Here is a 23230-nt window from a genome sequence, read left to right as displayed (position 1 = left end):
GAGTTATCTGATGCCCCGCGAACGAGCCTTGAAGGCGGCCTTCCTGGCGGCCTTGGCGGCGTTGCGGTCGGGCAGGGTGTGCCCGAGCAATTCAAGCACCTGCACCACGTCGGGATGCTCCACTTTCCACATGTCCTCGATCACCTCGGGCGACGGACCGGAGGCCGCCATGTTCTCGGCGAACGACTCGGGATCGGCCTCGGCGGCCGGGATCGCGAGGGCGAGCATGTCGACGCTGACCCAGAGCATCTCCTCCTCGGTCAGCGGCGGCGCCCCCAGGCGGCGGGCCGACAGCCAGTGGATGACATGGGGCCGCAGCTCCTGGTCGGACAGGTACCGCCGGACGGCGGGCTCGGCCTCGAACCCCAGCCGGTCGACGATGGTGACGGCCACCCCGCGCACCTCGGCCGGGGCGCCGACGACGGCCGCCAGCAGCTCCTCGGCCGCCTCGGCGGGCGAGCGCGCCCCCAGCCAGCCGGCGATGTCGGGCTCGGCCGCCTCGGGCGTGAAGCCGTCGGACAGCAGCCCCGCGATCAGCCCGCTCGCGTCGCCCTCGGCCAGGTCGGGCGCGATGGGGGCGTCGAGACCGAGCTCGGCGTACATCTCCCTGATCCCCCACATGCCGTGAGGGGTCAGCACCAGGCCCTCTTCCGTGACGGCCACGGTCCCGGCGGCGGCGAGCCCTTCGAGGGCCTCGGTCAGGTCGCCGACCGGCCCGTCGTCGGCCACCTCGCTGAGGTAGTCGCCGACCGCCTCGACCGGGACGGGGACCTGGAGCCGGTAGAGCAGGTCGTGGATGGCGTAGACCTCCTTGTCGACCACCGCCGACCCGGTGACCTCGCCGCGGTCCTCGCCGAGGAACTCCACGAGCCCCACCCACAGGTCGAGCACGTCTTCGTCGGCTCGGTCCTCCAGCGCCTTGAACCCCGCCTCGGCGCTGACCCGGACCCCGTCGAGCTCGGCCAGCCCGAGCGCGAGGGCGAGCCCCCAGGCGACCGACGGACGGCTCACGCCCTTGGCGAGCTCCTTCGCGTCCTTGACCCGCAGAGCCTTGCGGGTGGTGGCGGTGGCCCCGCTCTCCACCATCCAGGCGACGACGGTGTGGGCGTCGCGCAGCAGCGGCACCTCACGGACCAGCTTGGCCACGTCGGCCGGCGCGGCCAGCCGCACGGGCGGCAGCGGCGCGCACCCGGGGCAGTCGCAGTCCTCGTCGAGGGTGAGGCTGCGCCCCTGCCCCAGCCGGGGCGCGGCGTCGTCGACACCCGGCTCGATGAGCTCGAACGTGTCGGCCCCTATGACACTGAAAATGCTCTTGGCCATGCCGAACTTCGACGAGTCGGCCAGCGCCGCCGGCATCAGCGGCCCCACCCGGTCGAGCGCGGCCCGCATCTCGGCGGCGGACGTGGCGTCGACCTCGCCGGTGGCGAGGAGGAAGTCGACGAGCGTGCGCGCGGCCGCGACGGTCCCCGGCGCGCTGTCGGGCGGGGTGATCACCTTGCGTGGGTAGATCTCCAGCAGCAGTTCCTCGAAGGTGGCCGGACGGAAGTCCCCCGGCGCGGCGACCTCCAGATAGTCGCTGGCGTAGTCGCACAGCAGCCTGATCTCGTCGGCGTCGGGCGTGACCCCGTTCTCGTGCCCCCACACACGCAGGCCGACGATGGCCCGGTTCACCCATTCGATCGACACAGGGAGACGCTAACGGGTTACTGACCGCATCGCGAATTTAGTCGGTTGGCCAACCCCCCGATTCCCCCTCTGCCAGGGACTTCGCCCCTCACGCTTTCCCCTGGTGTGCCCTCGTACCCCGGCATCGCTTTTCAGGGGACCGTGAAGATCCTCACTCACCCGGACCGGGGCCTGGCTGGCTTCACAGCAGGTCGAGCGGGTCGATGTCGATCTTCACGACCTCGGCGGCCTTGCGCGCCGACCTGACCCCGGCGGCGCCCTTCAGCACCCTGGCCAGCTCGGGCCCCTTGGACCTGGGCGCCCTGAGCACGGCCCTCTCCTCTCCCGTACGCCCGACCGGCACCGGCCCCAGCACCTCGACGCCCTCGGGCAGGGTCACCAGCCCCAGCACCTCGCGAATCGCCGAGGGAGTCCCGGTGAGCGTGCCGACCTGGGTGACGGGCGGGAAGCCGAGCTCGGCCCGGTCGCGGAGCTCACGCTCGGCGTGCGTGACGGGATCCCACCGGACCAGCGCCTGGGTGACCGGCGCCTGCGCGTCGGCGAGCACGACCACCTCCCCGCCGGGCCGCACCAGCGCCGCGGCGTTCAGCCACCTGCGCAGCGCCTCCTCGGCGGCCCGCAGATCGGGCCTGCTGAGCATCGCCCACCCGTCGAGCAGCGCGGCGGCGGCGTAACCGCCCTCGGCCACGGGTTCGGCCCCGGGAGTGGCCACCACCAGCGCCGGCGTCTCGGGCACCGAGGCGAGCACCCCGTCACGCCCCGAGGTGGCGATCCGGGCGGACGGGAACGCGCGCCCCAGCTCCTCAGCGGTCCGGCGCGCCCCCACGACGGCCGCTCGCAGCCGGGGAGACCCGCAGTTGGGGCAGCGCCAGTCTCCGGCGATCCGGCCGCACCAGCGGCAGTAGGGCGCCGCGTGCCCGTTGGTCAGCGCGAGCGGCCCGGAACAGGCCGGGCACTGCGCCCGGGTCCGGCAGTTCGAGCAGTTCAACGCGGGGAGATACCCGCGCCTCGGAACCTGGACGAGCACCGGCCCGCTCTCCAGCCCGGCCTTGAGCGCCCGCCACGCGACACTGGGCAGCCGGGCGGCCCTCGCCGCCGCATCCCGGTGGAGCTCGGCGTCGTCACCGGCCGCCCTGACCCTGGGCGCCCGGCGCCTGACGTCGTCGCGGGTGGCGATCAGCGGTTTCGCCCATCCGGTGGCGATCAGCCGGGTCCCCTCGGCGGTACGCGCGTAGCCCCCGATCAGCAGCGCGGCGCCCGCCGCATGGACCCGGGTCGCGAGGACCTCCCGGGCGTGCGGATAGGGCGCCAGCCGCTCGGAGTGCAGATCGTCCCCGTCGTCCCAGAGCACCGCGAGCCCGAGATCGCGCACGGGCGCGAAGGCCACGGCCCGGTTCCCCACCGCGACCCGCACCTCGCCCCGCAGCACCCTGAGCCACCGTCGGTAGCGCTCGGCGGGCCCGAGATCGGCGGTGATGGCGACGTGGGGCACGTCGGCGAGGGCGGCCCCCACCAGCGCGACGTCCTTCCCGTCGGGAACGACGACCACAGCCCCTTTCCCGGCGGCCACGACCTGCCCGACGGCGTCGGCGACGGCCCGCGGCCAACTGGGCGGGCCACCGGGCAGGGCGGTCCAGACCGCCCGCACCGCCCGCCCCTCACGAAGCGCCGCGAGAAACGGAACCCCAGCGGGATAGGCACCCCAGTAATCACTGACGACCGGCTGCCACTCACTCACAGATCCCGATATCCCGGGATCCGTGCCGGGCCCCCCTGAAGCAGCCGTCCCCACAGGCCCAGCGCCGCGCCCAGCCGAAGCGACCTCCGCAGCACCGACGCCCCGCTCCGCCGAAACAGCCACCCGAACGGGACCCCCGCCCCGCTCAGCGGAAGCATCCACCTCCATGGGACCCACGCCCTGCCCGGCTGAAACAGCCCCATCCATGGGACCAGGGCCCGGCCCAACTGAAGCATCCACCTCCGCAGCACCGACGCCCCGCTCCGCCGAAACAGCCAACCGAACAGGACCCGCGCCCCGCTCAGCGGAAGCACCCACCTCCAAGCGACCCGCGCTCGGCCCAGCCGAAGCATCCACCCCCACAGGACCCACACCCGGCCCAGCCGAAACAGCCCTATCCATGGGACCCGTGCCCGGCGTGCCCGAAGCAGCCACCCCTGCAGGACTCCAGCCCGGCCCAGCTGAAGCATCCACCTCCGCAGCACCGACGCCCCGCTCCGCCGAAACAGCCAACCGAACAGGACCCGCGCCCCGCTCAGCGGAAGCACCCACCTCCAAGCGACCCGCGCTCGGCCCAGCCGAAGCATCCACCCCCACAGGACCCACACCCGGCCCAGCCGAAACAGCCCTATCCATGGGACCCGTGCCCGGCGTGCCCGAAGCAGCCACCCCTGCAGGACTCCAGCCCGGCCCAGCTGAAGCATCCACCTCCGCAGCACCGACGCCTTGCTCAACCGAAGCAGCCACTCCCCCAGGACCCGCGCCCCACTCGACCGAAGCAGCCGCCTCTATGGGGCCAGCGCCTGGCCCAGCCGAAGCATCCACCCCCACTGGACCCACGCCCTGCTCGGCTGAAACAGCCCCGTCCATGGGACCCGCGCCCGGCGTGCCCGAAGCAGCCACTTCCACGGGATCAGGTGCCTCTGGCGCGATGGGCGGCAGGCCACCTTCGCCACCCGACATTTCAGGATTCGGCCCGCTCGCCCCCGGCGACGCTCCGCCACCGATCCGCATGGTCGCCGACGCCCCGCCCCGCGCGGAGGCCGCCGAGGTCACGCCTCTCCGGGAGACGTCTGCCGAGGTCACGCCCCGACCGGAAGTGTCCACCGGCCCCGCGCCACCCCGGAGAGCGTCCGCCGGCATCACGCCCGCGGCGGCCACGTGCAGGGAAGCGTCCGCCAGCGTCACACCCTGCGGGGAGACGTCTTCCGCCCGCCCCCGCCCCGAGGACTCCGCCCGGGCGTGTCGCGGCGGGATCGCCAGGCGCAGCACGTCGGACAGTGTCCCCGCATACCGATCGGCCACGGCCCGCGCCAAATCGGCGATCTCCCGTGTCAGCACCCGTTCCGGCGAGATCACCCGGTCGAGAAAGAGCAGCGTCCCCTGATGCTCGCTGGCCTCGACCCGTTCCACCAGGAAGGCGTCGGTCAGCTTCCCGGCGAACCGCACGCGCACCCGCACCCCCGGCAACGCCGCGTCCGACATCCCCTCGGGCACGAGGTAGTCGAAGAGGCGGTCGAGGTGCGGCAGAGGGTTGTCGACGACCACCCGCGCCACCGGCGACCAGGCAGCGGGAACGGGAGCGCCCCGCCCCCGGGCCCCCGGGGCGGGCGCTTCGGCCGGGAGCGCGATCAGCGCCTCCTGCGAACCCTCGCTCACAAGGCCCAAGTCCTACCAGCACAAAGAAGATCCCCGGACCATGGCCCGGGGATCTGGGGAAAACTACAGACCGGCGGCAGCGCGCAGCGCCCCGGCGCGGTCGGTCGACTCCCAGGAGAAGCCGTCGCGGCCGAAGTGGCCGTAGGCGGCGGTCTCGGAGTAGATCGGGCGGAGCAGGTCGAGGTCGCGGATGATCGCGGCCGGACGCAGGTCGAAGACCTGGAGCACGGCGGCCTGGATCGCGGCGATCTCGACGGTCTCGGTGCCGAAGGTCTCGACGAAGACACCGACGGGCTGGGCCTTGCCGATGGCGTAGGCGACCTGGACCTCGGCGCGGTCGGCGAGGCCGGCGGCGACGATGTTCTTGGCGACCCAGCGCATGGCGTAGGCGGCGGAGCGGTCGACCTTCGACGGGTCCTTGCCCGAGAAGGCGCCGCCGCCGTGGCGGGCCATGCCGCCGTAGGTGTCGACGATGATCTTGCGGCCGGTCAGGCCGGCGTCGCCCATGGGGCCGCCGATCTCGAAGCGACCGGTCGGGTTGACCAGGAGACGGTAGCCCTCCACCACGATGTCGAGGTCGGCCAGGACCGGCTCGACGACGTGCTCGCGGATGTCGGGGGCCAGCATCTCCTTGAGGTCGATCTCCGGAGCGTGCTGCGTGGACACGACGACCGTGTCGAGGCGGACGGGCTTGTCGCCGTCGTACTCGATCGTGACCTGGGTCTTGCCGTCGGGGCGCAGGTAGGGGACGGTGCCGTTCTTGCGGACCTCGGACAGGCGGCGGGCCATGCGGTGGGCGAGCGTGATCGGCAGCGGCATCAGCTCGGGGGTCTCGCGGCAGGCGTACCCGAACATGAGGCCCTGGTCGCCGGCGCCCTGACGGTCGAGGTCGTCGGCCAGGCCCTCGGCGCGGTGCTCGTAGGCGTCGTCGACGCCCTGCGCGATGTCGGGCGACTGGGCGCCGATGGAGACCGAGACGCCGCAGGAGGCGCCGTCGAAGCCCTTGTGGGAGGCGTCGTAGCCGATCTCGAGGATCTTCTCGCGGATGACGCCGGGAATGTCGACGTAGGTCTCCGTCGTCACCTCACCGGCGACGTGGACCTGGCCGGTGGTGATCATCGTCTCTACGGCGACACGGCTCTTGGGGTCGTCCTTGAGCATGGCGTCGAGGATCGCGTCACTGATCTGGTCGGCGATCTTGTCGGGGTGGCCCTCGGTGACCGACTCGGAGGTGAACAGGCGACGGGACAACTCGTGGCTCCTCATGCAGCGGCTGCTGACGGCTAAATGGCTTCGCTGAGTGTAGCCGGACGACCCTCACCCCCGCGAAACCGTCTCACGTTACAAATCAGGGAGGGGATCGCGCGGCAGGTCCCCCGGCGCGAACGCCTCGGCGTCGGCCGCCCCGACGACCGCGACGTACTCGTCGGCCACCTCGAACGACACGCCGCCGAGCTCGATGACGGGCCCCGGCGAGAAGTCGACCGGACCGAGCCGGGTGCGGCGCGGATGGCGCGCCCACACCGAGGCGGGCTCGTGCCGCCCGAACACCTTGGTGGCCAGGACCGTGATCGACCGGTCGGTCACCACGACGAGATAGCCGGCCCCCTCGGCGTAGGCCGGGAAGACGTAGCGGAGGTCCTCGCCCGGCGGCAGCAGGGCGCGGCACCGCTCCCGGATCGCGGCGGACACGGGCATGGCCATCTCCTTCATGTGCCCGGGGGCCCGTCCCGGAGGGCCATACGGGCCTTTTATGGGCCCCATTCCCTCTTTCTCCCGCGAACCGGTGCGTTACACCAGCCGGGCGGCGATCAGATCCCAGACCACCCCGGCGAGGTCGTCCTTGGGCCCGCGCGGGATCTCGACCGGCTCCCCTCCGGCGACCAGGACGGTGGCCGCGTTGTCCGGGGTCCCGAAGGCGAGATTCTCTCCCACTTGATTGACGACGAGCAGGTCACAACCCTTCCGGGCCATCTTCGCCTGCCCGTTGGCCAGCACGTCGTCCGTCTCGGCGGCGAACCCCGCGATCACCGTGGGCGACGTGACGCCCGCCCGGCGTCGCTCTCCGAGCTCCGCCAGAATGTCCGGGTTCTTGGTGAGATGAATCGCCTCGGGCTCGTCCCCGGTTTTCTTGATCTTCGAACGACTCGCCGCCACCGGCCGGAAGTCCGCCACCGCCGCCGCCATCACCACCACGTCGGCGTCCACGGCCGACGCGAGCACCGCCTCCCGCAGCTGCAGCGCCGACTCCACCCGCACCACGTCCACCCCCGCAGGATCGGGCAGCGAGACGTTGGCCGCGACCAGCGTGACCGAGGCCCCCCGGGCGGCGGCGACCCGCGCCAGCGCGTACCCCTGCATCCCCGACGACCGGTTCCCGATGAACCGCACCGGATCGATCGCCTCCCGCGTCCCCCCGGCCGACACGACGACCCGCCGCCCCGCCAGATCGGGAGTGACCCCCTTGAGCACGTTCCGGCACACCTCGAAGATCGCCGCCGGATCCGGCAGCCGCCCCTTACCCGTGTCGGCCCCGGTGAGCCGCCCCACAGCGGGCTCGATCACGATCGCCCCCCGCGCCCGCAGGGTCGCGACGTTGGCCTGGGTCGCCGGGTGCTCCCACATCTCGGTGTGCATGGCCGGCGCGAACACCACGGGACAGCGCGCGGTCAGCAGCGTGTTGGTCAGCAGATCGGAGGCGAGCCCGTGAGCGGCCTTGGCGAGAATGTCGGCGGTCGCGGGCGCCACCACCAGAAGATCGGCACTCTGCCCGATCCGCACATGCGGCACTTCCTCCACCGAATCCCACACCTCAGCCGAAACGGGATTCCCCGAAAGCGCCGCCCACGTCGGCTCCCCCACAAACCGCAAAGCATCCCGCGTAGGTACAACACGGACAGAATGCCCCGATTCGGTAAACAACCGAAGAAGCTCACACGCCTTATAGACCGCGATCCCCGCGGAAACCCCCAGCACCACCCGATTCGCCACACAGAAACCCTACCGACCACCACCAGAAGCCCTCAGCCCCCACCACCCCGACCCACCACCGAAAACCTCTTTTCTCCGTTACGGCTCCGCCCACCCCGACCCCGCCCACCGCCCGGAGCACGCCCCGCACCCGGCGCCAACCACCGCTCCACTTCCCCCCGCAACGAACACCTGAGACCAAAGCCTCAGGACACCAAGAAACACGGACACAGTGCCCCTCCATGAACCAAGGCGCTGAACCCGCTCGCCAGCAACCTGCCCAAGGGACCACAACCACCACCAAGAGGAGGCCACCCAGGAGATCACCGACCACAGGACCCCACGGAGGCCAAGCGCGGCGGCGGCGTTGAGGACCGGGTGGAGTGGATCGAGGATGTGGCACTGCTGTGGGAGCACACCCAAAGGTCCTCAGTCAGGCGCCCGCCGTGGGGAGGCTCCGGCACGCGCGTGCGCGGTGGCCTCAACGCGCACGAGACCCCAAACAGGCGTGTGTGCAGGCCTCAAACAGGCGCGTAGCGGAGCCGCCGATACCCGCGTGCGCAGACACTCAGGCAAACACGTGCATGAGGGCTCGAAGTGCGCAGGATGTTCAGACAGACACCTGCATGAGGTCCTGGCAACACGTGGATGGGGCGCTCAGACAGACACACGCGGGGGACGCAGAACGCTCGGTTACACGCGTGCGCAAGGGCTTGGAGTGCGCAGGGAGTTCAGACAGGACGCGCGTGGGGGTCCCGACCACCCGTAAGGGGGCGCTCAGACAGACACCTACGCGGCGGACGCAGACCGCTCAGCCACACGCGTGCATGGAGGCTTGGAGGGTGTAGGAGCTCCAATACACAGGCACGTGAACGTTCCGACATACACATGGATGGGGACGCGCAGACAGACAACTACGCGGGGTCGCAGAAAGCGCGTGCGCAGAACGCTCAACCCCACACGTGCACGGGATATCCGACATACACGCAGGCGGGGCGTCCAGACAGACGCTTGCGCGGGGACGCAGAAACGCGCGTCCGCAAAACGCCCAACCCCACGTGCACGGGATATCCGACATACACGCAGGCGGGGCGTCCAGACAGACGCTTGCGCGGGGACGCAGAAACGCGCGTCCGCAAAACGCCCAACCCCACGTGCACGGGGTATACGACATACACGCGGGCGGGGCGTCCAGACAGACGCTTGCGTGGGGGACGCAGATACCCACGTTCACATAAGACCCAAACGGGCTTGTGCGCGAAGGGATGCAGACAGACGAAAGCGCGCGCCGTCGAACACGGACACGCGCCGTCAGGCCAGATTAAATCCCGCCACGTCAAACGTCACAGGTGCCAGTCCCCAGGTGCCCGCTCGGGCGCGCCTGTTTCTGGACTGAGGAGCGCAGGAGAGCGAAGCGAACCGGAGCGACGAGGGAAGAAACAGGCTCAAAGCGCCCGAGCCGCGCGTGCGAAGCACGCGCCATCAGACACAGCGCCCGCGCGTGCGGAGCACGCGCCATCAGACACAGCGCCCGCGCGTGCGAAGCACGCGCCAGTTACACAGCGCCTTCGATGGGCTCAGAGGTCAGCAGGCCCTCGGAGACCTCGCGGAGCGCGATCGAGAGCGGCTTCTCCTGGGCGTGGGTCTCGACCAGGGGGCCGACGTACTCCAGGAGGCCTTCGCCCAGCTGCGAGTAGTAGGCGTTGATCTGACGCGCGCGCTTGGCGCCCATGATCACCAGGCTGTACTTGCTGTCGACGACGTCGAGGAGCGAGTCGATCGACGGGTTGGTGATGCCCTCGGAATAGGCGGCGCTGGTGGTCACAGTGCGGGTCCCCTAGCTAGTCGGATCGTCAGCCATCAAATCTATCAGCCGCCGACATACCTCTTGCACCGACGTGTTGACAAGGGTGAGGTCGAACTCTTTCTCGGCCGCCATCTCGATCTGCCCGGCCTCGAGGCGGCGGGCGATCACGTCGGGTGGTTCGGTGCCCCGTCCGCGCAGGCGGCGTTCGAGCTCTTCCCAGGTCGGCGGGGCGAGGAAGACGAGCAGGGCCTCGGGCATGCTGGCCCGGACCTGGCGCGCTCCCTGGAGGTCGATCTCCAGGAGGGTGGGCTCGCCCTTGGACAGGCGTTCCTCGACCGCGGCGCGTGGGGTGCCGTAGCGGTTGCCGGCGAACTCGGCCCACTCCAGCAGGTCTCCGCCGGCGATGAGCCGATCGAACTCGGCGTCGTCGGCGAAGTAATATTCCACCCCGTGAATCTCGCCGGGGCGGGGTTTCCTGGTGGTCACCGAGACCGACAGCCACACCTCTGGGTGTGCCCGCCGGAGCTCGGCGACGACCGTGGACTTGCCGACGCCGGACGGCCCCGACAGGACCGTCAGGCGTGTCAGAGGCATGGGGCAACCGTATCGCGTCCCGTCCCCTCCGGTCTCCGCGGCCTCGTGAGCCGTATTGCCGTCGGACCAGGACGTCGTGGTCACTCAATGCCCCCAGATGTGACGCGGACCCCGGCCATCCCCGGGGATGGCCGAAGCGTAGCCTCAGCTTTCCGCGCCACCGAATTCGCGCTCCAGAGAAGCGCGCTGGTTGGCGCCAAGTCCGCGCACGCGGCGGGATTCGGCGATACCAAGACGTTCCATCAGCTGCTTGGCGCGGACCTTGCCCACGCCAGGGAGCGACTCAAGCAGAGCCGAGACCTTCATCTTGCCGATGACGTCATCGGTCTGCCCATCCTTGAGCACCTCGGCAAGAGACACCGCGCCATGCTTGAGGCGGTTCTTGACCTCAGCACGCTCCTTGCGGGCCTTCGCAGCCTTCTCAAGTGCTGCGGCGCGCTGCTCGGGGGTCAGGGGAGGAAGAGCCACGCCGGGTCACCTCGAATTTCTGTCGATGTACTCGGACGAGAGGGGAAATTAGCTGGTCCTTGCCCCATCCGGCAACGTCAAGACCTGTTTCTAGCAAAGAAATCCAAATAAACTACGCCCAGTAATCAGAATTTAACTGTGCGTCGACGAAAACGGCCTCATCAGGGGCGGGACAGTGATGTGCGCCTCAGGGCCGCGGCGATGGCCGCGGCGCTCGCGCCGGGGTCGGCCGAGCCGGTGATCGGGCGTCCGATCACGAGGAGGTCCGCGCCGTCGGCAAGGGCTCTCTCGGGGGTCGCGACGCGCGCCTGGTCCTGCGAGTCGGCCCCCGCCGGGCGGACGCCGGGGGTGATGAGCGTGATGCCCTCCCCCACCTCGGCCCGGACGGCCGCGACCTCCATGGGCGAGCAGACGAGCGCCTGGGCCCCCGCCCCCACCGCGAGGGCGGCGAGACGGCGTACGGCGTCCTGAGGCGGCCCCTGGAGCCCGATGGCGGCCAGGTCGGCCTCGGAGAGCGAGGTGAGCACCGTGACGGCCGCGATGCGCGTCTGAGGGGCCGCCTCGACGGCCGCCCGGATCATCGCGGCCCCGCCGGAGGCGTGCACCGTCAGGAACGCCGGCTTCAGGCGGGCGACGGCCTTGGTGGCCCCGGCGACGGTGTTCGGGATGTCGTGGAGCTTCAGGTCGAGGAAGACCGACACGCCGCTGGCTCCCCGGACGGAGGCGATCACGTCCGGTCCGTACCGCAGGTACAGTTCGAGGCCGACCTTGACGGTCGAGACGTGCGGGGTCACCAGGCTCGCCCAGCGGGCCGCGGTCTCCAGGTCGGGCGCGTCCAGGGCGACGGCGATGGGTGCGGGCGTCACAGGGAACTCTCCTCACGATCGGTGCGGTGGGACGGGCGGTGGGCCAGTCCCACCGCGTCGGCGAGCCGGTCGAAGCCGCGCTCCTGGAGGAGTTCCTCCAGCTCTCTCAGCACGCGGTGCCCGGCGTACGGGTCGTGGAACAGGACCGTACCCACCGCGACCGCGCACGCTCCGGCCAGGACCAGCTCAAGGGCGTCGCGGCCGCTCGTGACGCCGCCCATGCCGATGACGGGGGTGCCGGGCAGGGCGGCGTGCACCTGCCACACGGCCTTGACGGCCAGCGGCCTGATGGCGGGGCCGGACAGGCCGCCGGTCCCGGCGGCCAGGGCCGGGCGCATCCGGTCGACGTCGATGGCCATGCCGACCGGGTTGTTGATCATCGACAGGGCCTCGGCCCCGCCGTCGACGCAGGCCTTGGCGATGGCGACCACGTCGGCCACGTCGGGCGCCAGCTTGGCGATCACGGGCAGGTCGTAGCGGGCGCCGGTCCGGACCGCCGAGACGACCTCACCGGCGGCCGAGGGGTCGCGGGCGAAGACGCGGCCCCGGTCCTCGACGTTGGGGCACGACAGGTTGACCTCGAGAGCGGTCACGCCGGGGGCCCCGGTGAGCTTGCGGGCCAGCGCGGAGAACTCGGCGACGCTGCCGCCGCCGATCGACACCACGGTCCGGACGCCCCGCTCGGCCAGCCAGGGCAGCTCGCGGCTGAGGAACGCCTCGATGCCGGGCCCCTGGAGCCCCACGGCGTTGAGAAGCCCTGAGGGCGTCTCGGCCATGCGGGGGGTGGGCCGGCCCGCCCGGGGCGACATCGTGATCGTGGGGGTCGTCAGGGCCCCCAGACGGGTCACGTCGGCGAAGGGGGCCAGCTCGCGGCCGGTCCCGGCGCAGCCGGCGGCGGTCAGGATGGGGTTGGGCAGCTCGACGTGCGCCAGGTAGGTGCGCATGTCAGCGGGCACGGTCGCCTCCCGGCGCGCCGTGGGCGTCGAAGGGGATCGTGCCGAGGTCGCCGAAGCGGACCCGCTCGCCGCGGAAGACGGGGCCGTCGACGCAGGCCCTGGTCATCCGGGTGACGCCGTCGTCGCCGATCACGGGAACGGTGCAGGTCATGCAGACGCCGATGCCGCACGCCATCAGCTCCTCGACGCTGACCTGCACGGGGATGTCGAGGTCGGCGCACACGGCGGTGACCCCGCCGAGCGTCGCCATCGGCCCGGCGGCGTAGACGACGTCGGCGTGGGTGTCGGCGATCACGCCGGGCAGGACGTCGACCACCGACCCCCGTACGCCCAGGGAGCCGTCGCGGGTCGTGAGGGTCGCCGTCTCGGCCATCCGGCGGGCGCGCAGGGCGCCGAAGACCCGGTCGGAGGAGGCGGCGCCCAGCACGAAGTCGACCCGGCAGTTGCGCTGCTGGAGCGCGTCGGCCAGGGCGAACAGGCCGGCGGCCCCGTATTCGGAGCCGACCAGCAGGCACGAGGCGGGGTCGCGCGGGAGCGGGAAGGGCCGGCCCAGCGGCCCGATCAGGTCGAGCGGGTCGCGGGCGCGGCGGTCGGCCAGCCAGGCGGTGCCGGCGCCGCGCACCGTGAAGACCAGCTCGACCGTGCCGCCGTAGTCGGGCTTCACGTCGTGGACGGCGAAGGCCCGCCGGGTCAGGGTGGAGGTGCGCGGCCCGCCCACGGCGACGGTGACGAAGTGGCCGGGCCGGAAGCGGTCGGCGATGCCCGGCGCGACGACGGTCATCGCGTGGTAGGCGTCGACCCGGCGCATGGTCAGCACCGTCCCCGTCACCTGCACCGGGCTCCCGGCCACGTCGAACTCCCTTGTCAGCCCCGCAGGCGCTGAGCGTGCTCCTGCAGCGAGCGCACGCCCACGTCGCCGCGGACGATGTGCTGGATCCCCTGCACCGCGGCGGCCAGACCCTGGACCGTCGTGATGCAGGCGATGCCGCGCAGCACGGCGGCGGTGCGGATCTCGTAGCCGTCGAGCCGCGGCCCGGACTGGCCGGGGCTGCCGAACGGGGTGTTCACGATGAGGTCCACCTCCCCGTCGAGGATGCGCCGCACGATCGTCGGTTCGCCTTCGGCGCCCGGTCCGTCGCTCTGCTTTCGCACGATCTTGGCATGGACGCCGTTACGGCGCAGCACCTCGGCCGTACCCTCCGTCGCCAGGATCTCGAAGCCGAGCTCGGCCAGCGCCTTGACCGGGAAGATCATCGCCCGCTTGTCCTTGTTGGCGACCGACACGAACGCCCTGCCCTTGACGGGCAGGCCGCCGTAGGCCGCCTGCTGCGACTTGGCGTAGGCCGACCCGAACCCCTCGTCGACGCCCATGACCTCGCCGGTCGAGCGCATCTCGGGGCCGAGCACGATGTCCACGCCCCGGAAGCGGTCGAACGGCAGGACCGCCTCCTTGACCGCGATCGGGGAGTCCATCGGCAGGGTGCCGCCGTCGCCGGAGGCGGGCAGCATGCCCTCGTCGCGCAGCCCGGCGATCGTGGCGCCCATCATGACCCGCGCCGCCGCCTTGGCCAGCGGCACCGCCGTGGCCTTGGAGACGAACGGGATCGTCCGGCTGGCCCGGGGGTTGGCCTCCAGGACGTAGAGGACGTTGGCCGCCAGGGCGTACTGGACGTTCAGCAGGCCGCGCACCCCGACGCCGCGCGCGATGGCCTCGGTGGCGGTGCGGATGCGCTTGATGTCGTGGCTGCCCAGGGTGATCGGGGGCAGCGCGCAGGCCGAGTCGCCGGAGTGGATGCCGGCCTCCTCGATGTGCTCCATGACGCCGCCGAGGTAGAGCTCCTCGCCGTCGTACAGGGCGTCGACGTCGATCTCGATGGCGTCGTCGAGGAACTTGTCGATCAGCACCGGGTGGTCGGTCGCGGCCTTGCTCATGTACGTGGTGAGCGTGTCGTCCTCGTACACGATGGCCATCCCGGCGCCGCCGAGGACATAGCTGGGCCGGACGAGCACCGGGTAGCCGATCTCCTCGGCGATGGCGCGGGCCTCGTCCACCGACAGGGCGGTGCCGTGACGGGGGGCGGGCAGCCCGGCCTCGGCCAGGACCCGGCCGAACGCGCCGCGCTCCTCGGCGAGGTGGATGCTCTCGGGCGAGGTGCCGACGACCGGCACCCCGGCGTCCTTGAGCGCCTGCGCGAGGCCCAGCGGCGTCTGGCCGCCAAGCTGCACGATCACGCCCGCGACGGGCCCGGTGACCTGCTCGGCGTGCACGACCTCCAGCACGTCCTCCAGGGTGAGCGGCTCGAAGTAGAGCCGGTCGGAGGTGTCGTAGTCGGTCGAGACGGTCTCGGGGTTGCAGTTGACCATGACGGTCTCGAACCCGGCGGCGGCCAGCTCGAACGAGGCGTGCACGCACGCGTAGTCGAACTCGATGCCCTGCCCGATGCGGTTCGGCCCGCTGCCCAGGATGATCACCTTGGGCCGGTCGCCGGCCGGGACCTCGGTCTCCTCGTCGTAGGTGGAGTAGAGGTAGGGCGTCTTGGCCGCGAACTCGGCCGCGCAGGTGTCGACGGTGTTGTAGACCGGCCGCAGCCCGAGGGCGTGGCGCAGGTCCCGGACCCGCGACTCCTCCAGCCCGAGGATCTCGCCGATCTGGACGTCGGAGAAGCCGTGCTCCTTGGCCGTCTTCAGCGTGGGCCCGTCGAACTCCCTGATCTCCGAGGCCACCTCGTGGAGCAGGAAGAGCTGGTCGAGGAACCAGGGGTCGATCTTGGTGGCGTCGTGGAGCTCCTCGATCGTGGCACCCGCCCGGATGGCCTGCTGGACGGTGTTCAGGCGGCCGTCGTGCGGGACCCGCATCTTCTGGAGCAGGGCCTCCTTGGGGGCGACCTCTCCGGCCCAGGAGAACTGCGAGCCCTTCTTCTCCAGCGACCGCAGCGCCTTCTGCAGCGCCTCGGGGAAGGAGCGGCCGATGGCCATCGCCTCGCCGACCGACTTCATGTGGGTCGTGAGGGTCTGGTCGGCCCCGGCGAACTTCTCGAACGCGAAGCGCGGGATCTTCACGACCACGTAGTCGAGCGACGGCTCGAAGGAGGCCGGGGTCTCCTTGGTGATGTCGTTGGGCACCTCGTCGAGGGTGTATCCGACGGCCAGCTTCGCGGCGATCTTGGCGATCGGGAAGCCGGTCGCCTTGGAGGCCAGGGCGCTGGAGCGGGACACCCGGGGGTTCATCTCGATCACGATCATGCGGCCCGTCTTCGGGTCGACCGCGAACTGGATGTTGCACCCGCCGGTGTCGACGCCGACCTCGCGGATGACCGCGATGGCGACGTCGCGCATGTTCTGGTATTCGCGGTCGGTCAGCGTCATCGCGGGCGCGACGGTGACCGAGTCGCCGGTGTGGACGCCCATCGGGTCGATGTTCTCGATCGAGCAGACGATGACGACGTTGTCGGCCTTGTCGCGCATCACCTCCAGCTCGAACTCCTTCCAGCCGAGGATCGACTCCTCCAGGAGTACCTCGGTGGTCGGCGAGGCGTCGAGCCCGGCCCCGGCGATCCTTCTGAGATCCGCCTCGTCGTGGGCGAACCCGCTGCCGGCCCCGCCCATGGTGAACGACGGCCGCACCACGACGGGGTAGCCCAGGAAGGCGGCGCCTTCGAGGCACTCCTCCATCGTGTGGCAGATGACGCTGCGGGCCGACTCGGCGTTCAGGCCGTGCTCGGCGGCGACCTTGGCCACGATCTGCTTGAAGATCTGGCGGTTCTCACCGGCCTGGATGGCGTCGAAGTCGGCGCCGATGAGCTCGACCTCGTAACGCTCCAGCACGCCGTTCTCGTGGAGGGCGACGGCGGCGTTGAGGGCGGTCTGGCCGCCCAGGGTCGGCAGGAGCGCGTCGGGGCGCTCCTTGGCGATGATCTTCTCGATGATGTCCGGAGTGATCGGCTCGACGTAGGTCGCGTCGGCGAACTCCGGGTCGGTCATGATCGTGGCTGGGTTGCTGTTGACCAGGATCACCCGGAAGCCCTCGGCGCGCAGCACGCGGCAGGCCTGGGTGCCCGAGTAGTCGAACTCGCAGGCCTGCCCGATCACGATCGGCCCGGAGCCGATCACCATGATCGACTGGATATCCGTCCGCTTAGGCACCCATGACCTCACAGAACTCGTCGAACAGGTAGGCCGCGTCGTGGGGTCCGGCGGCGGCCTCGGGGTGGTATTGCACGCTGAACACGGGCCGGTCGAGCAGCCGCAGGCCCTCGACGCAGTCGTCGTTCAGGTTGACGTGGCTGACTTCGGCCCGCCCGTAGGGGGTGTCGAAGGGGCCGTCGAGGGGGGCGTCGACGGCGAAGCCGTGGTTGTGGGCGCTGATCTCGACCTTGCCCGTGCGGCGGTCCTGGACCGGCTGGTTGACGCCGCGGTGGCCGTAGCGGAGCTTGTAGGTCCCGAGCCCCAGCGCGCGGCCGAGGATCTGGTTGCCGAAGCAGATGCCGAAGAACGGCTTCCCGGCGTCGAGCACGCCGCGCAGCGTCGCGACGGCGTGGTCGGCGGCGGCGGGGTCGCCCGGCCCGTTCGAGAAGAACACGCCGTCGGGGGCGACCGCGAGGATCTCCTCGACGGTGGCCGTGGCGGGCAGCACGTGCACCTCACAGCCGCGCTCGGCCATGCGGTGGGGGGTCATGCCCTTGATCCCGAGGTCGACGGCGGCGACGGTGAACCGTTTCTCGCCGATCGCCGGGACCACATAGGCCTCGGTGGTCGCGACCTCGGCCGCGAGGTCGGCGCCGGTCATCTCGGGGCTGGTGCGGACCTTCTCCACCAGTTCCCGTACGGGGGGCAGCGCGTCCCCCGAGAAGATGCCGGCCCGCATCGCGCCGCGTTCGCGCAGGTGGCGGGTGAGGGCGCGGGTGCCGCGCATGGCGATCCCGACCACGCCCTGCTCGCGCAGGTAGTCGTCGAGCGACCGGTTGGCGCGCCAGTTGGAGTGGACGCGGGCGGGCTCGCGGACGACGTAACCGGCGACCCAGACGCGGCCCGACTCGGGGTCCTCGTCGTTGACGCCGGTGTTGCCGATGTGCGGCGCCGTCATCGCGACGATCTGCCGGTGGTAGGACGGGTCGGTGAGGGTCTCCTGGTAACCGGTCATCCCGGTGTTGAAGACCATCTCCCCGAACGTCTCCCCGACGGCGCCGTAGGACACGCCTTCGAAGACGCGCCCGTCTTCCAGAACCAAGAGAGCGGTCATACAAGCTTCCCATCAAGAACGGTGGGGCGACCCCGAAGGAAGGTCGCCACGACGCGGCCGGGCAGGGTCAGGCCCTGGTAGGGCGTGTTGCGGCTGCGGGACACCATCGCCGTCGGGTCGACCGGCGTGCGGACCGCCGGGTCGTAGAGGGTGATGTTCGCCGGGGCGCCGACCTCGAGCGGCAACCCCTGCCCCGAGAGGCGGCCGATACGCGCCGGGCGGAAGGACATGCGGTCGGCGACGCCGGCCCAGTCGAGCAGGCCGGTCTCGACCATGGCCTCCTGGACGACGCTGAGCGCCGTCTCCAGGCCGATCATGCCCATGGCCGCCGCGGCCCACTCGGTCTCCTTGTCCTCGACCGGGTGGGGCGCGTGGTCGGTCGCGACGCAGTCGATCGTGCCGTCGGCGAGGGCCTCGCGCAGGGCGGTCACGTCCTCCTGCGTGCGCAGCGGCGGGTTGACCTTGTAGATCGGGTTGTACGGCCCCACCGGCGACGCCTCGGCGCACCCGTCGGTCAGCAGCAGGTGGTGGGGGGTGACCTCGGCGGTCACGTTCCAGCCCTTGGACTTGGCCCACCGGATGATCTCGACCGAACCCGCGGTCGACACGTGGCAGACGTGCAGGCGCGACCCCACGTGGGCCGCGAGCAGGCAGTCACGCGCGATGATCGCCTCCTCGGCGACCGCCGGCCACCCGGTGAGCCCGAGCCGCCCCGAGACCTCGCCCTCGTTGAGCTGCGCGCCCTCGGTCAGGCGCGGCTCCTGGGCGTGCTGGGCGACGACGCCGTCGAAGGCCTTCACGTACTCCAGCGCCCGCCGCATCAGCACGGCGTCGCTGACGCACTTGCCGTCGTCGGAGAAGACCCGCACGCGGGCCTGGGAGTCGGCCATCGCGCCGAGCTCGGCCAGGTGCTTGCCCTCCAGCCCGCTGGTCACCGCCCCGACGGGGTGGACGTCGCAGTGGCCGGCCTCCTGGCCGCGCCGCCAGACCTGCTCGACCACGCCGGCCGTGTCGGCCACGGGCGAGGTGTTGGCCATCGCGTGGACGGCGGTGAAACCGCCCATGGCGGCGGCGCGGGTGCCCGTCTCGACGGTCTCGGCGTCTTCGCGGCCGGGCTCGCGCAGGTGGGTGTGCAGGTCGACGAGGCCCGGCAGGGCGATGAGCCCCTCGGCCTCGATGACCGTCTCGCCGCCGAGACCGGCGCCGATCTCGGAGATCAGCCCGTTCGCGATGAGGATGTCGCGCGGCTCGCCGCCCAGTATGCGGGCGTTCCTGATCACGATCACTGGTTCTCGCCTCCGATGAGCAGGTAGAGCGCGGCCATCCGCACGGTCACCCCGTTGCCGACCTGCTCGACGATGGTCGACCGGGGGGAGTCGGCCACCTCGGCGGAGATCTCCATGCCCCGGTTCATCGGACCGGGGTGCATGACGATCGCGTCGTCGTGGAGCTTGGCGAAGCGGTCGCGGTCGAGGCCGTAGCGGCGGCTGTACTCGCGCGCGCTGGGGAAGTAGGCGGCGTTCATGCGTTCGAGCTGCACGCGCAGCATCATCACGACGTCGGACTTGGGCAGCACGGCGTCGAGGTCGTAGGAGACCTGGCACGGCCACCGCTCGACCGAGACCGGCAGCAGCGTCGGCGGCGCGACCAGGGTCACCTCGGCGCCCAGGGTCGACAGCAGCAGCACGTTGGACCTGGCCACCCGGCTGTGCAGGATGTCGCCCACGATGGCGACCTTCAGGCCGTCGATCCGGCCGAGGCGCTGGCGCATCGAGAAGGCGTCGAGGAGCGCCTGGGTGGGGTGCTCGTGGGTGCCGTCGCCGGCGTTCAGCACGCTCCCCCGCACCCAGTTGGCGAGCCGATGGGGCGCGCCGGACGCGCCGTGGCGGATGACCACGGCGTCGGCGCCCATGGCCTCCAGGGTCAGCGCGGTGTCCTTCAGCGACTCGCCCTTGGAGACGCTCGACCCCTTCGCCGAGAAGTTGATCACGTCGGCCGACAGGCGCTTGGCGGCGGCCTCGAAGGAGATCCGGGTCCGGGTGCTGTCCTCGAAGAACAGGTTCACCACGGTACGGCCGCGCAGCGTCGGCAGCTTCTTGATGGAGCGCTCGGAGACGCGGGCCAGTTCCTCGGCGGTGTCGAGGATGAGCAGGGCCTCGTCGCGGGAGAGGTCTCCGGCGGAGATCAGGTGCTTCACTTCTCCGCTCCCTTCAGCAGCTCGACGGCGTCGCGGCCGTCGATCTCGGAGAGCAGGACCTTGACCTTCTCGCTCTTGGCGGTCGGCAGGTTCTTGCCGACGTAGTCGGCCCGGATGGGCAGCTCGCGGTGGCCCCGGTCGACCAGGGTGGCGAGCTGCACCGCCTTCGGACGGCCGATGTCGCCCAGGGCGTCGAGCGCGGCCCGGACCGTGCGGCCGGAGAAGAGCACGTCGTCGACCAGGACGACGGTCTTGCCGTCGATCCCCCCGGCCGGGACGTCGGTCTTCCCGAGGGGCCGGGCCGGGCCGAGGCGGAGGTCGTCGCGGTACATCGTGATGTCGATCGAGCCGACCGGGACCTTCACGCCCTCGAACTGGGCCACGCGCTCGGCGAGCCGGTGGGCGAGGGTGGCGCCGCGGGTGGGGATGCCGAGAAGGACGACGTCGGAGGCGCCCCGGGTCCGTTCGAGGATCTCGTGGGCGATCCGGGTGAGCGCCCGGTGGATGTCGGGCCCTTCGAGCACGGCCCTGGCGACCTGATTTCGGGCATGCGTCATCGGATAGTTCACCGCCTTTCCCGCCTCACAGGACGGGTCTTAAAAGGGTGTCTGGCCACCGAAACCCTACCAGGCCCCCTGCCGCTGCCAGCGGGGACGGGTCCCATGGCAGGTAGGAGGCCGACGGTCGCGGAGCGCCCGAAATCCGAAGGATGTTCGGTTCTCGCCGAGAGCACGGTTTCGCCATCTTTTCCCAATCGACTTGACCTTTGACTGTGACGGCTTTACCGTCACTGTCCGTAACCACAACTCTCGACCTTCCTGGGTAAAACCCGACGCAACGGTCACCGTTGGTACCTGCCCCCAGGTGCCGCACCCGGTGAACCGGGCATACGGGACGTGGGCACACAATCAAGTAAGAACAGACATAGAAAGCCGGGGGCCCAAACGATGCCGTCTGACTACGCCAAGTCGCTTGGCGCGCGGCTGCGCGCGATCCGAACACAGCAGGGTTTGTCGCTGCACGGGGTGGAGGAGAAGTCCCGCGGCCGCTGGAAGGCCGTCGTGGTGGGCTCCTACGAGCGTGGCGACCGCGCGGTGACCGTGCAGAAGCTCGCCGAGCTGGCCGATTTCTACGGGGTGCCGGTGTCCGAGCTGCTTCCCGGGGGCGCCGCGCCCTCACCGTTGCTGCCCACGCCGAAGCTCGTGATCGATCTTGAGCGCCTCAGCCAGTTGCCGAAGGACAAGGCCGGCCCGCTGGCCCGATATGCGCAGACGATCCAGTCGCAGCGTGGTGACTACAACGGCAAGGTGCTGAGCATCCGCCAGGAGGACCTGCGGTCCCTGGCCGTCATCTACGACCGGTCCCCGGCCGAGCTGACCGAGGAGTTCATCGCCTGGGGTGTTCTCGACGCCGAGGCCCGCCGCGCCGTCGAGTCGTTCTGACCCCGCGATCACCCCATCCGCGAGCCGGGGTGATCGCACCAGGTCAAAGTCTGGTCATTTCGGACAAATAACGCTAAAACTTCCTTCACGGTTTCGCCAACTGAAGGAAGATCACATGAGGCTGTCCCGGGCCGAGCGGCGCGTTCTCGACGAGATCGCGGGCCATTTCCGCCGGAGCGACCCCCAGCTCGCCCAGGACCTCGCCGAACACGGCTCCCAGGATCGGGCCCAGGATCGGGAGGTCCCCATCCTCCCGGCCTTCATGACCGGCCGTCCCGCCATGGCCGTAGCCGGAATCGTGCTGATAACGGCCTTTCTGATGCCCTTCATGGCGATCAACTAGCGTTTGACCACATTCGGTGACGGGCAGGTCGCCGGACATGACGTTCACCGTCGCCTCCGAGGTCGGGCGCCTCCACCACGTGCTGCTGCACGCCCCCGACCTGGCGCTGAAACGGCTCACCCCCACCAACATGACCGGCCTGCTCTTCGACGACGTCCTGTGGGTCGCCCGGGCCGTCGAGGAGCACGAGGAGTTCCAGAAGGTCCTGAACGAGCGGGGCGTCCGGGTCACCCTCCTCCACGACCTGCTGCGCGAGACCGCCGAGATCCCCGAGGCCCGCAAACACATCCTCGACGGCGGCGTCGACGATCGGTTCATCGGCCCGATGGCCGCCGACGAGATCCGCAACGCCCTCGACGCGCTGGCCCCCGGCACGCTGGCGACCTACCTGACCGGCGGGCTGACCAAGCGGGAGACCCTGGAGCTCGGCTGCGACCCCAAGTCGCTGGTCTTCCACACGCTCGGCGCCGACGACTTCGTGCTGCCGCCGCTGCCCAACCACCTCTACACACGCGACACGTCGTGCTGGGTCTACGACGGCGTCTCGGTCAACGCGATGCGCAAGCGGGCCCGGCGGCGCGAGACGGTCAACATGGAGGCGATCTACCGCTTCCACCCGATGTTCGCCGACGAGCGCTTCCACGTCTGGTATCCCGGCACGTCCATGGCGCCCGCCACCATCGAGGGCGGCGACGTCCTGGTCCTCGGGCGGGGGGCCGTGCTGGTCGGGATGAGCGAGCGCACCCAGGCGCAGTCGGTCGAGATGCTGGCCAAGAACCTGTTCTCGGCCGGTTCGGCCACGGTGATCGTGGCGCTGCGGCTGCCGCGGGCGCGCGCGTTCATGCACCTCGACACGGTCATGACCAACGTCGACGTCGGGGTGTTCACCAAGTACGCGGGGCTGGGGATGCTGCCGTCGTACACGATCGAGCCCGGTGACAACGAGAAGGAGCTCAAGGTCACCGACCACCCGCCGGAGGACATGCACCGGGCGATCGCCCGCGCCATCGGCCTCGACGACATCCGGGTGCTGACCCCGACCCAGGACGTGCACGCCGCCGAGCGCGAGCAGTGGGACGACGGCTGCAACGTGCTCGCCGTCGAGCCCGGCGTGGTCATCGGGTACGAACGCAACACCACCACCAACAACTTCCTGCGGGCCAACGGGATCGAGGTCGTCACGATCCGGGGCAGCGAGCTGGGCCGCGGCCGGGGCGGCCCGCGCTGCATGAGCTGCCCGCTGCACCGCGACGGGATCTGAGCAG

Annotated in this window: 18 protein-coding genes and 2 pseudogenes; 3 read left to right on the top strand and 17 right to left on the bottom strand. The window is 70.9% G+C overall.

All coding sequences use genetic code 11. From position 1 onward, the window contains the following. Positions 1 to 3: 3 nt before the first annotated feature. From AW270_RS28205 to pyrR, 17 genes and pseudogenes are all read right to left on the bottom strand, one after another. On the bottom strand, positions 4 to 1686 hold the full coding sequence (locus AW270_RS28205) for a hypothetical protein (RefSeq protein ID WP_061299118.1): 1683 nt from the start codon (positions 1684 to 1686) through the stop codon (positions 4 to 6). A gap of 181 nt (positions 1687 to 1867) precedes the next feature. After that, positions 1868 to 3391, bottom strand: a pseudogene (locus AW270_RS28200) (primosome assembly protein PriA); the annotation flags it as partial. Positions 3392 to 4687: 1296 nt separating this feature from the next. Beyond that, a pseudogene (locus AW270_RS39725) lies at positions 4688 to 4972 on the bottom strand (primosomal protein N' family DNA-binding protein); the annotation flags it as partial. A 174-nt stretch (positions 4973 to 5146) separates the two neighbouring features. Further along, complete coding sequence (metK, locus tag AW270_RS28190; RefSeq protein ID WP_061299116.1) at positions 5147 to 6334, bottom strand: methionine adenosyltransferase; 1188 nt, start codon at positions 6332 to 6334, stop codon at positions 5147 to 5149. Between the two features lie 90 nt (positions 6335 to 6424). After that, a complete protein-coding gene (locus AW270_RS28185) occupies positions 6425 to 6781 on the bottom strand; it encodes a hypothetical protein (RefSeq protein WP_061299178.1) in 357 nt (118 codons plus the stop codon). A 93-nt stretch (positions 6782 to 6874) separates the two neighbouring features. Then, positions 6875 to 8062: a bifunctional phosphopantothenoylcysteine decarboxylase/phosphopantothenate--cysteine ligase CoaBC gene (coaBC, locus tag AW270_RS28180; RefSeq protein WP_218009372.1), complete on the bottom strand. Its 1188-nt coding sequence runs from the start codon at positions 8060 to 8062 to the stop codon at positions 6875 to 6877. Positions 8063 to 9608: 1546 nt separating this feature from the next. Continuing rightward, positions 9609 to 9878: a DNA-directed RNA polymerase subunit omega gene (rpoZ, locus tag AW270_RS28175; protein WP_061299114.1), complete on the bottom strand. Its 270-nt coding sequence runs from the start codon at positions 9876 to 9878 to the stop codon at positions 9609 to 9611. Positions 9879 to 9890: 12 nt separating this feature from the next. Further along, complete coding sequence (gmk, locus tag AW270_RS28170) at positions 9891 to 10454, bottom strand: guanylate kinase (RefSeq protein WP_061299113.1); 564 nt, start codon at positions 10452 to 10454, stop codon at positions 9891 to 9893. A gap of 144 nt (positions 10455 to 10598) precedes the next feature. Then, complete coding sequence (mihF, locus tag AW270_RS28165) at positions 10599 to 10922, bottom strand: integration host factor, actinobacterial type (RefSeq protein ID WP_030450375.1); 324 nt, start codon at positions 10920 to 10922, stop codon at positions 10599 to 10601. Positions 10923 to 11083: 161 nt separating this feature from the next. Beyond that, positions 11084 to 11788 (bottom strand): orotidine-5'-phosphate decarboxylase, encoded by a 705-nt coding sequence (pyrF, locus tag AW270_RS28160; protein WP_061299112.1) that lies wholly within the window; start codon positions 11786 to 11788, stop codon positions 11084 to 11086. Next, positions 11785 to 12744, bottom strand: coding sequence for a dihydroorotate dehydrogenase (locus tag AW270_RS28155; protein ID WP_245674893.1), 960 nt, complete (start codon positions 12742 to 12744; stop codon positions 11785 to 11787). The genes pyrF and AW270_RS28155 overlap by 4 nt, the downstream gene beginning before the upstream one ends. After that, complete coding sequence (locus AW270_RS28150; RefSeq protein ID WP_061299177.1) at positions 12734 to 13552, bottom strand: dihydroorotate dehydrogenase electron transfer subunit; 819 nt, start codon at positions 13550 to 13552, stop codon at positions 12734 to 12736. Before AW270_RS28150 ends, AW270_RS28155 begins: the two co-directional genes overlap by 11 nt. Before the next feature lie 56 nt (positions 13553 to 13608). Then, the gene (gene carB, locus AW270_RS28145; protein WP_061299110.1) at positions 13609 to 16887 is read right to left on the bottom strand and encodes a carbamoyl-phosphate synthase large subunit; all 3279 of its coding nucleotides are present in this window, start codon (positions 16885 to 16887) and stop codon (positions 13609 to 13611) included. Then, complete coding sequence (carA, locus tag AW270_RS28140; protein ID WP_061299109.1) at positions 16880 to 17983, bottom strand: glutamine-hydrolyzing carbamoyl-phosphate synthase small subunit; 1104 nt, start codon at positions 17981 to 17983, stop codon at positions 16880 to 16882. Before carA ends, carB begins: the two co-directional genes overlap by 8 nt. Continuing rightward, a complete protein-coding gene (locus AW270_RS28135) occupies positions 17980 to 19269 on the bottom strand; it encodes a dihydroorotase (RefSeq protein WP_061299108.1) in 1290 nt (429 codons plus the stop codon). Before AW270_RS28135 ends, carA begins: the two co-directional genes overlap by 4 nt. Further along, positions 19266 to 20180 (bottom strand): aspartate carbamoyltransferase catalytic subunit, encoded by a 915-nt coding sequence (locus AW270_RS28130; protein ID WP_061299107.1) that lies wholly within the window; start codon positions 20178 to 20180, stop codon positions 19266 to 19268. Before AW270_RS28130 ends, AW270_RS28135 begins: the two co-directional genes overlap by 4 nt. Beyond that, on the bottom strand, positions 20177 to 20737 hold the full coding sequence (pyrR, locus tag AW270_RS28125) for a bifunctional pyr operon transcriptional regulator/uracil phosphoribosyltransferase PyrR (protein ID WP_082801898.1): 561 nt from the start codon (positions 20735 to 20737) through the stop codon (positions 20177 to 20179). Before pyrR ends, AW270_RS28130 begins: the two co-directional genes overlap by 4 nt. Positions 20738 to 21127: 390 nt before the next feature. On the opposite strand from pyrR, the gene bldD reads away from it, so the two are divergent. From bldD to AW270_RS28110, 3 genes are all read left to right on the top strand, one after another. Continuing rightward, a complete protein-coding gene (gene bldD, locus AW270_RS28120; RefSeq protein WP_061299105.1) occupies positions 21128 to 21622 on the top strand; it encodes a transcriptional regulator BldD in 495 nt (164 codons plus the stop codon). A 115-nt stretch (positions 21623 to 21737) separates the two neighbouring features. Beyond that, the gene (locus tag AW270_RS28115; protein WP_061299104.1) at positions 21738 to 21965 is read left to right on the top strand and encodes a DUF3040 domain-containing protein; all 228 of its coding nucleotides are present in this window, start codon (positions 21738 to 21740) and stop codon (positions 21963 to 21965) included. Between the two features lie 37 nt (positions 21966 to 22002). Continuing rightward, entirely contained in the window at positions 22003 to 23226 is a 1224-nt protein-coding gene (locus AW270_RS28110; RefSeq protein WP_061299103.1) for an arginine deiminase, read from the top strand. The last annotated feature ends 4 nt before the right edge of the window (positions 23227 to 23230 follow it).

It is taken from the genome of Herbidospora cretacea, assembly GCF_001570605.1.
Taxonomy (GTDB): domain Bacteria; phylum Actinomycetota; class Actinomycetes; order Streptosporangiales; family Streptosporangiaceae; genus Herbidospora; species Herbidospora cretacea.
Note: the sequence above shows the minus strand (reverse complement) of the source record. Positions and strands in the feature narration are given on the sequence as shown.

Excerpts from the sequence above, each read along its gene's own strand:
- AW270_RS28185 (WP_061299178.1), bottom strand. The coding sequence starts at position 6,781 with ATGCCCGTGTCCGCCGCGATCCGGGAGCGGTGCCGCGCCCTGCTGCCG.
- gmk (WP_061299113.1), bottom strand. The coding sequence starts at position 10,454 with ATGCCTCTGACACGCCTGACGGTCCTGTCGGGGCCGTCCGGCGTCGGC.
- AW270_RS28150 (WP_061299177.1), bottom strand. The coding sequence starts at position 13,552 with ATGCGCCGGGTCGACGCCTACCACGCGATGACCGTCGTCGCGCCGGGC.
- carA (WP_061299109.1), bottom strand. The coding sequence starts at position 17,983 with ATGACCGCTCTCTTGGTTCTGGAAGACGGGCGCGTCTTCGAAGGCGTG.
- pyrR (WP_082801898.1), bottom strand. The coding sequence starts at position 20,737 with ATGACGCATGCCCGAAATCAGGTCGCCAGGGCCGTGCTCGAAGGGCCC.
- bldD (WP_061299105.1), top strand. The coding sequence starts at position 21,128 with ATGCCGTCTGACTACGCCAAGTCGCTTGGCGCGCGGCTGCGCGCGATC.
- AW270_RS28115 (WP_061299104.1), top strand. The coding sequence starts at position 21,738 with ATGAGGCTGTCCCGGGCCGAGCGGCGCGTTCTCGACGAGATCGCGGGC.
- AW270_RS28110 (WP_061299103.1), top strand. The coding sequence starts at position 22,003 with ATGACGTTCACCGTCGCCTCCGAGGTCGGGCGCCTCCACCACGTGCTG.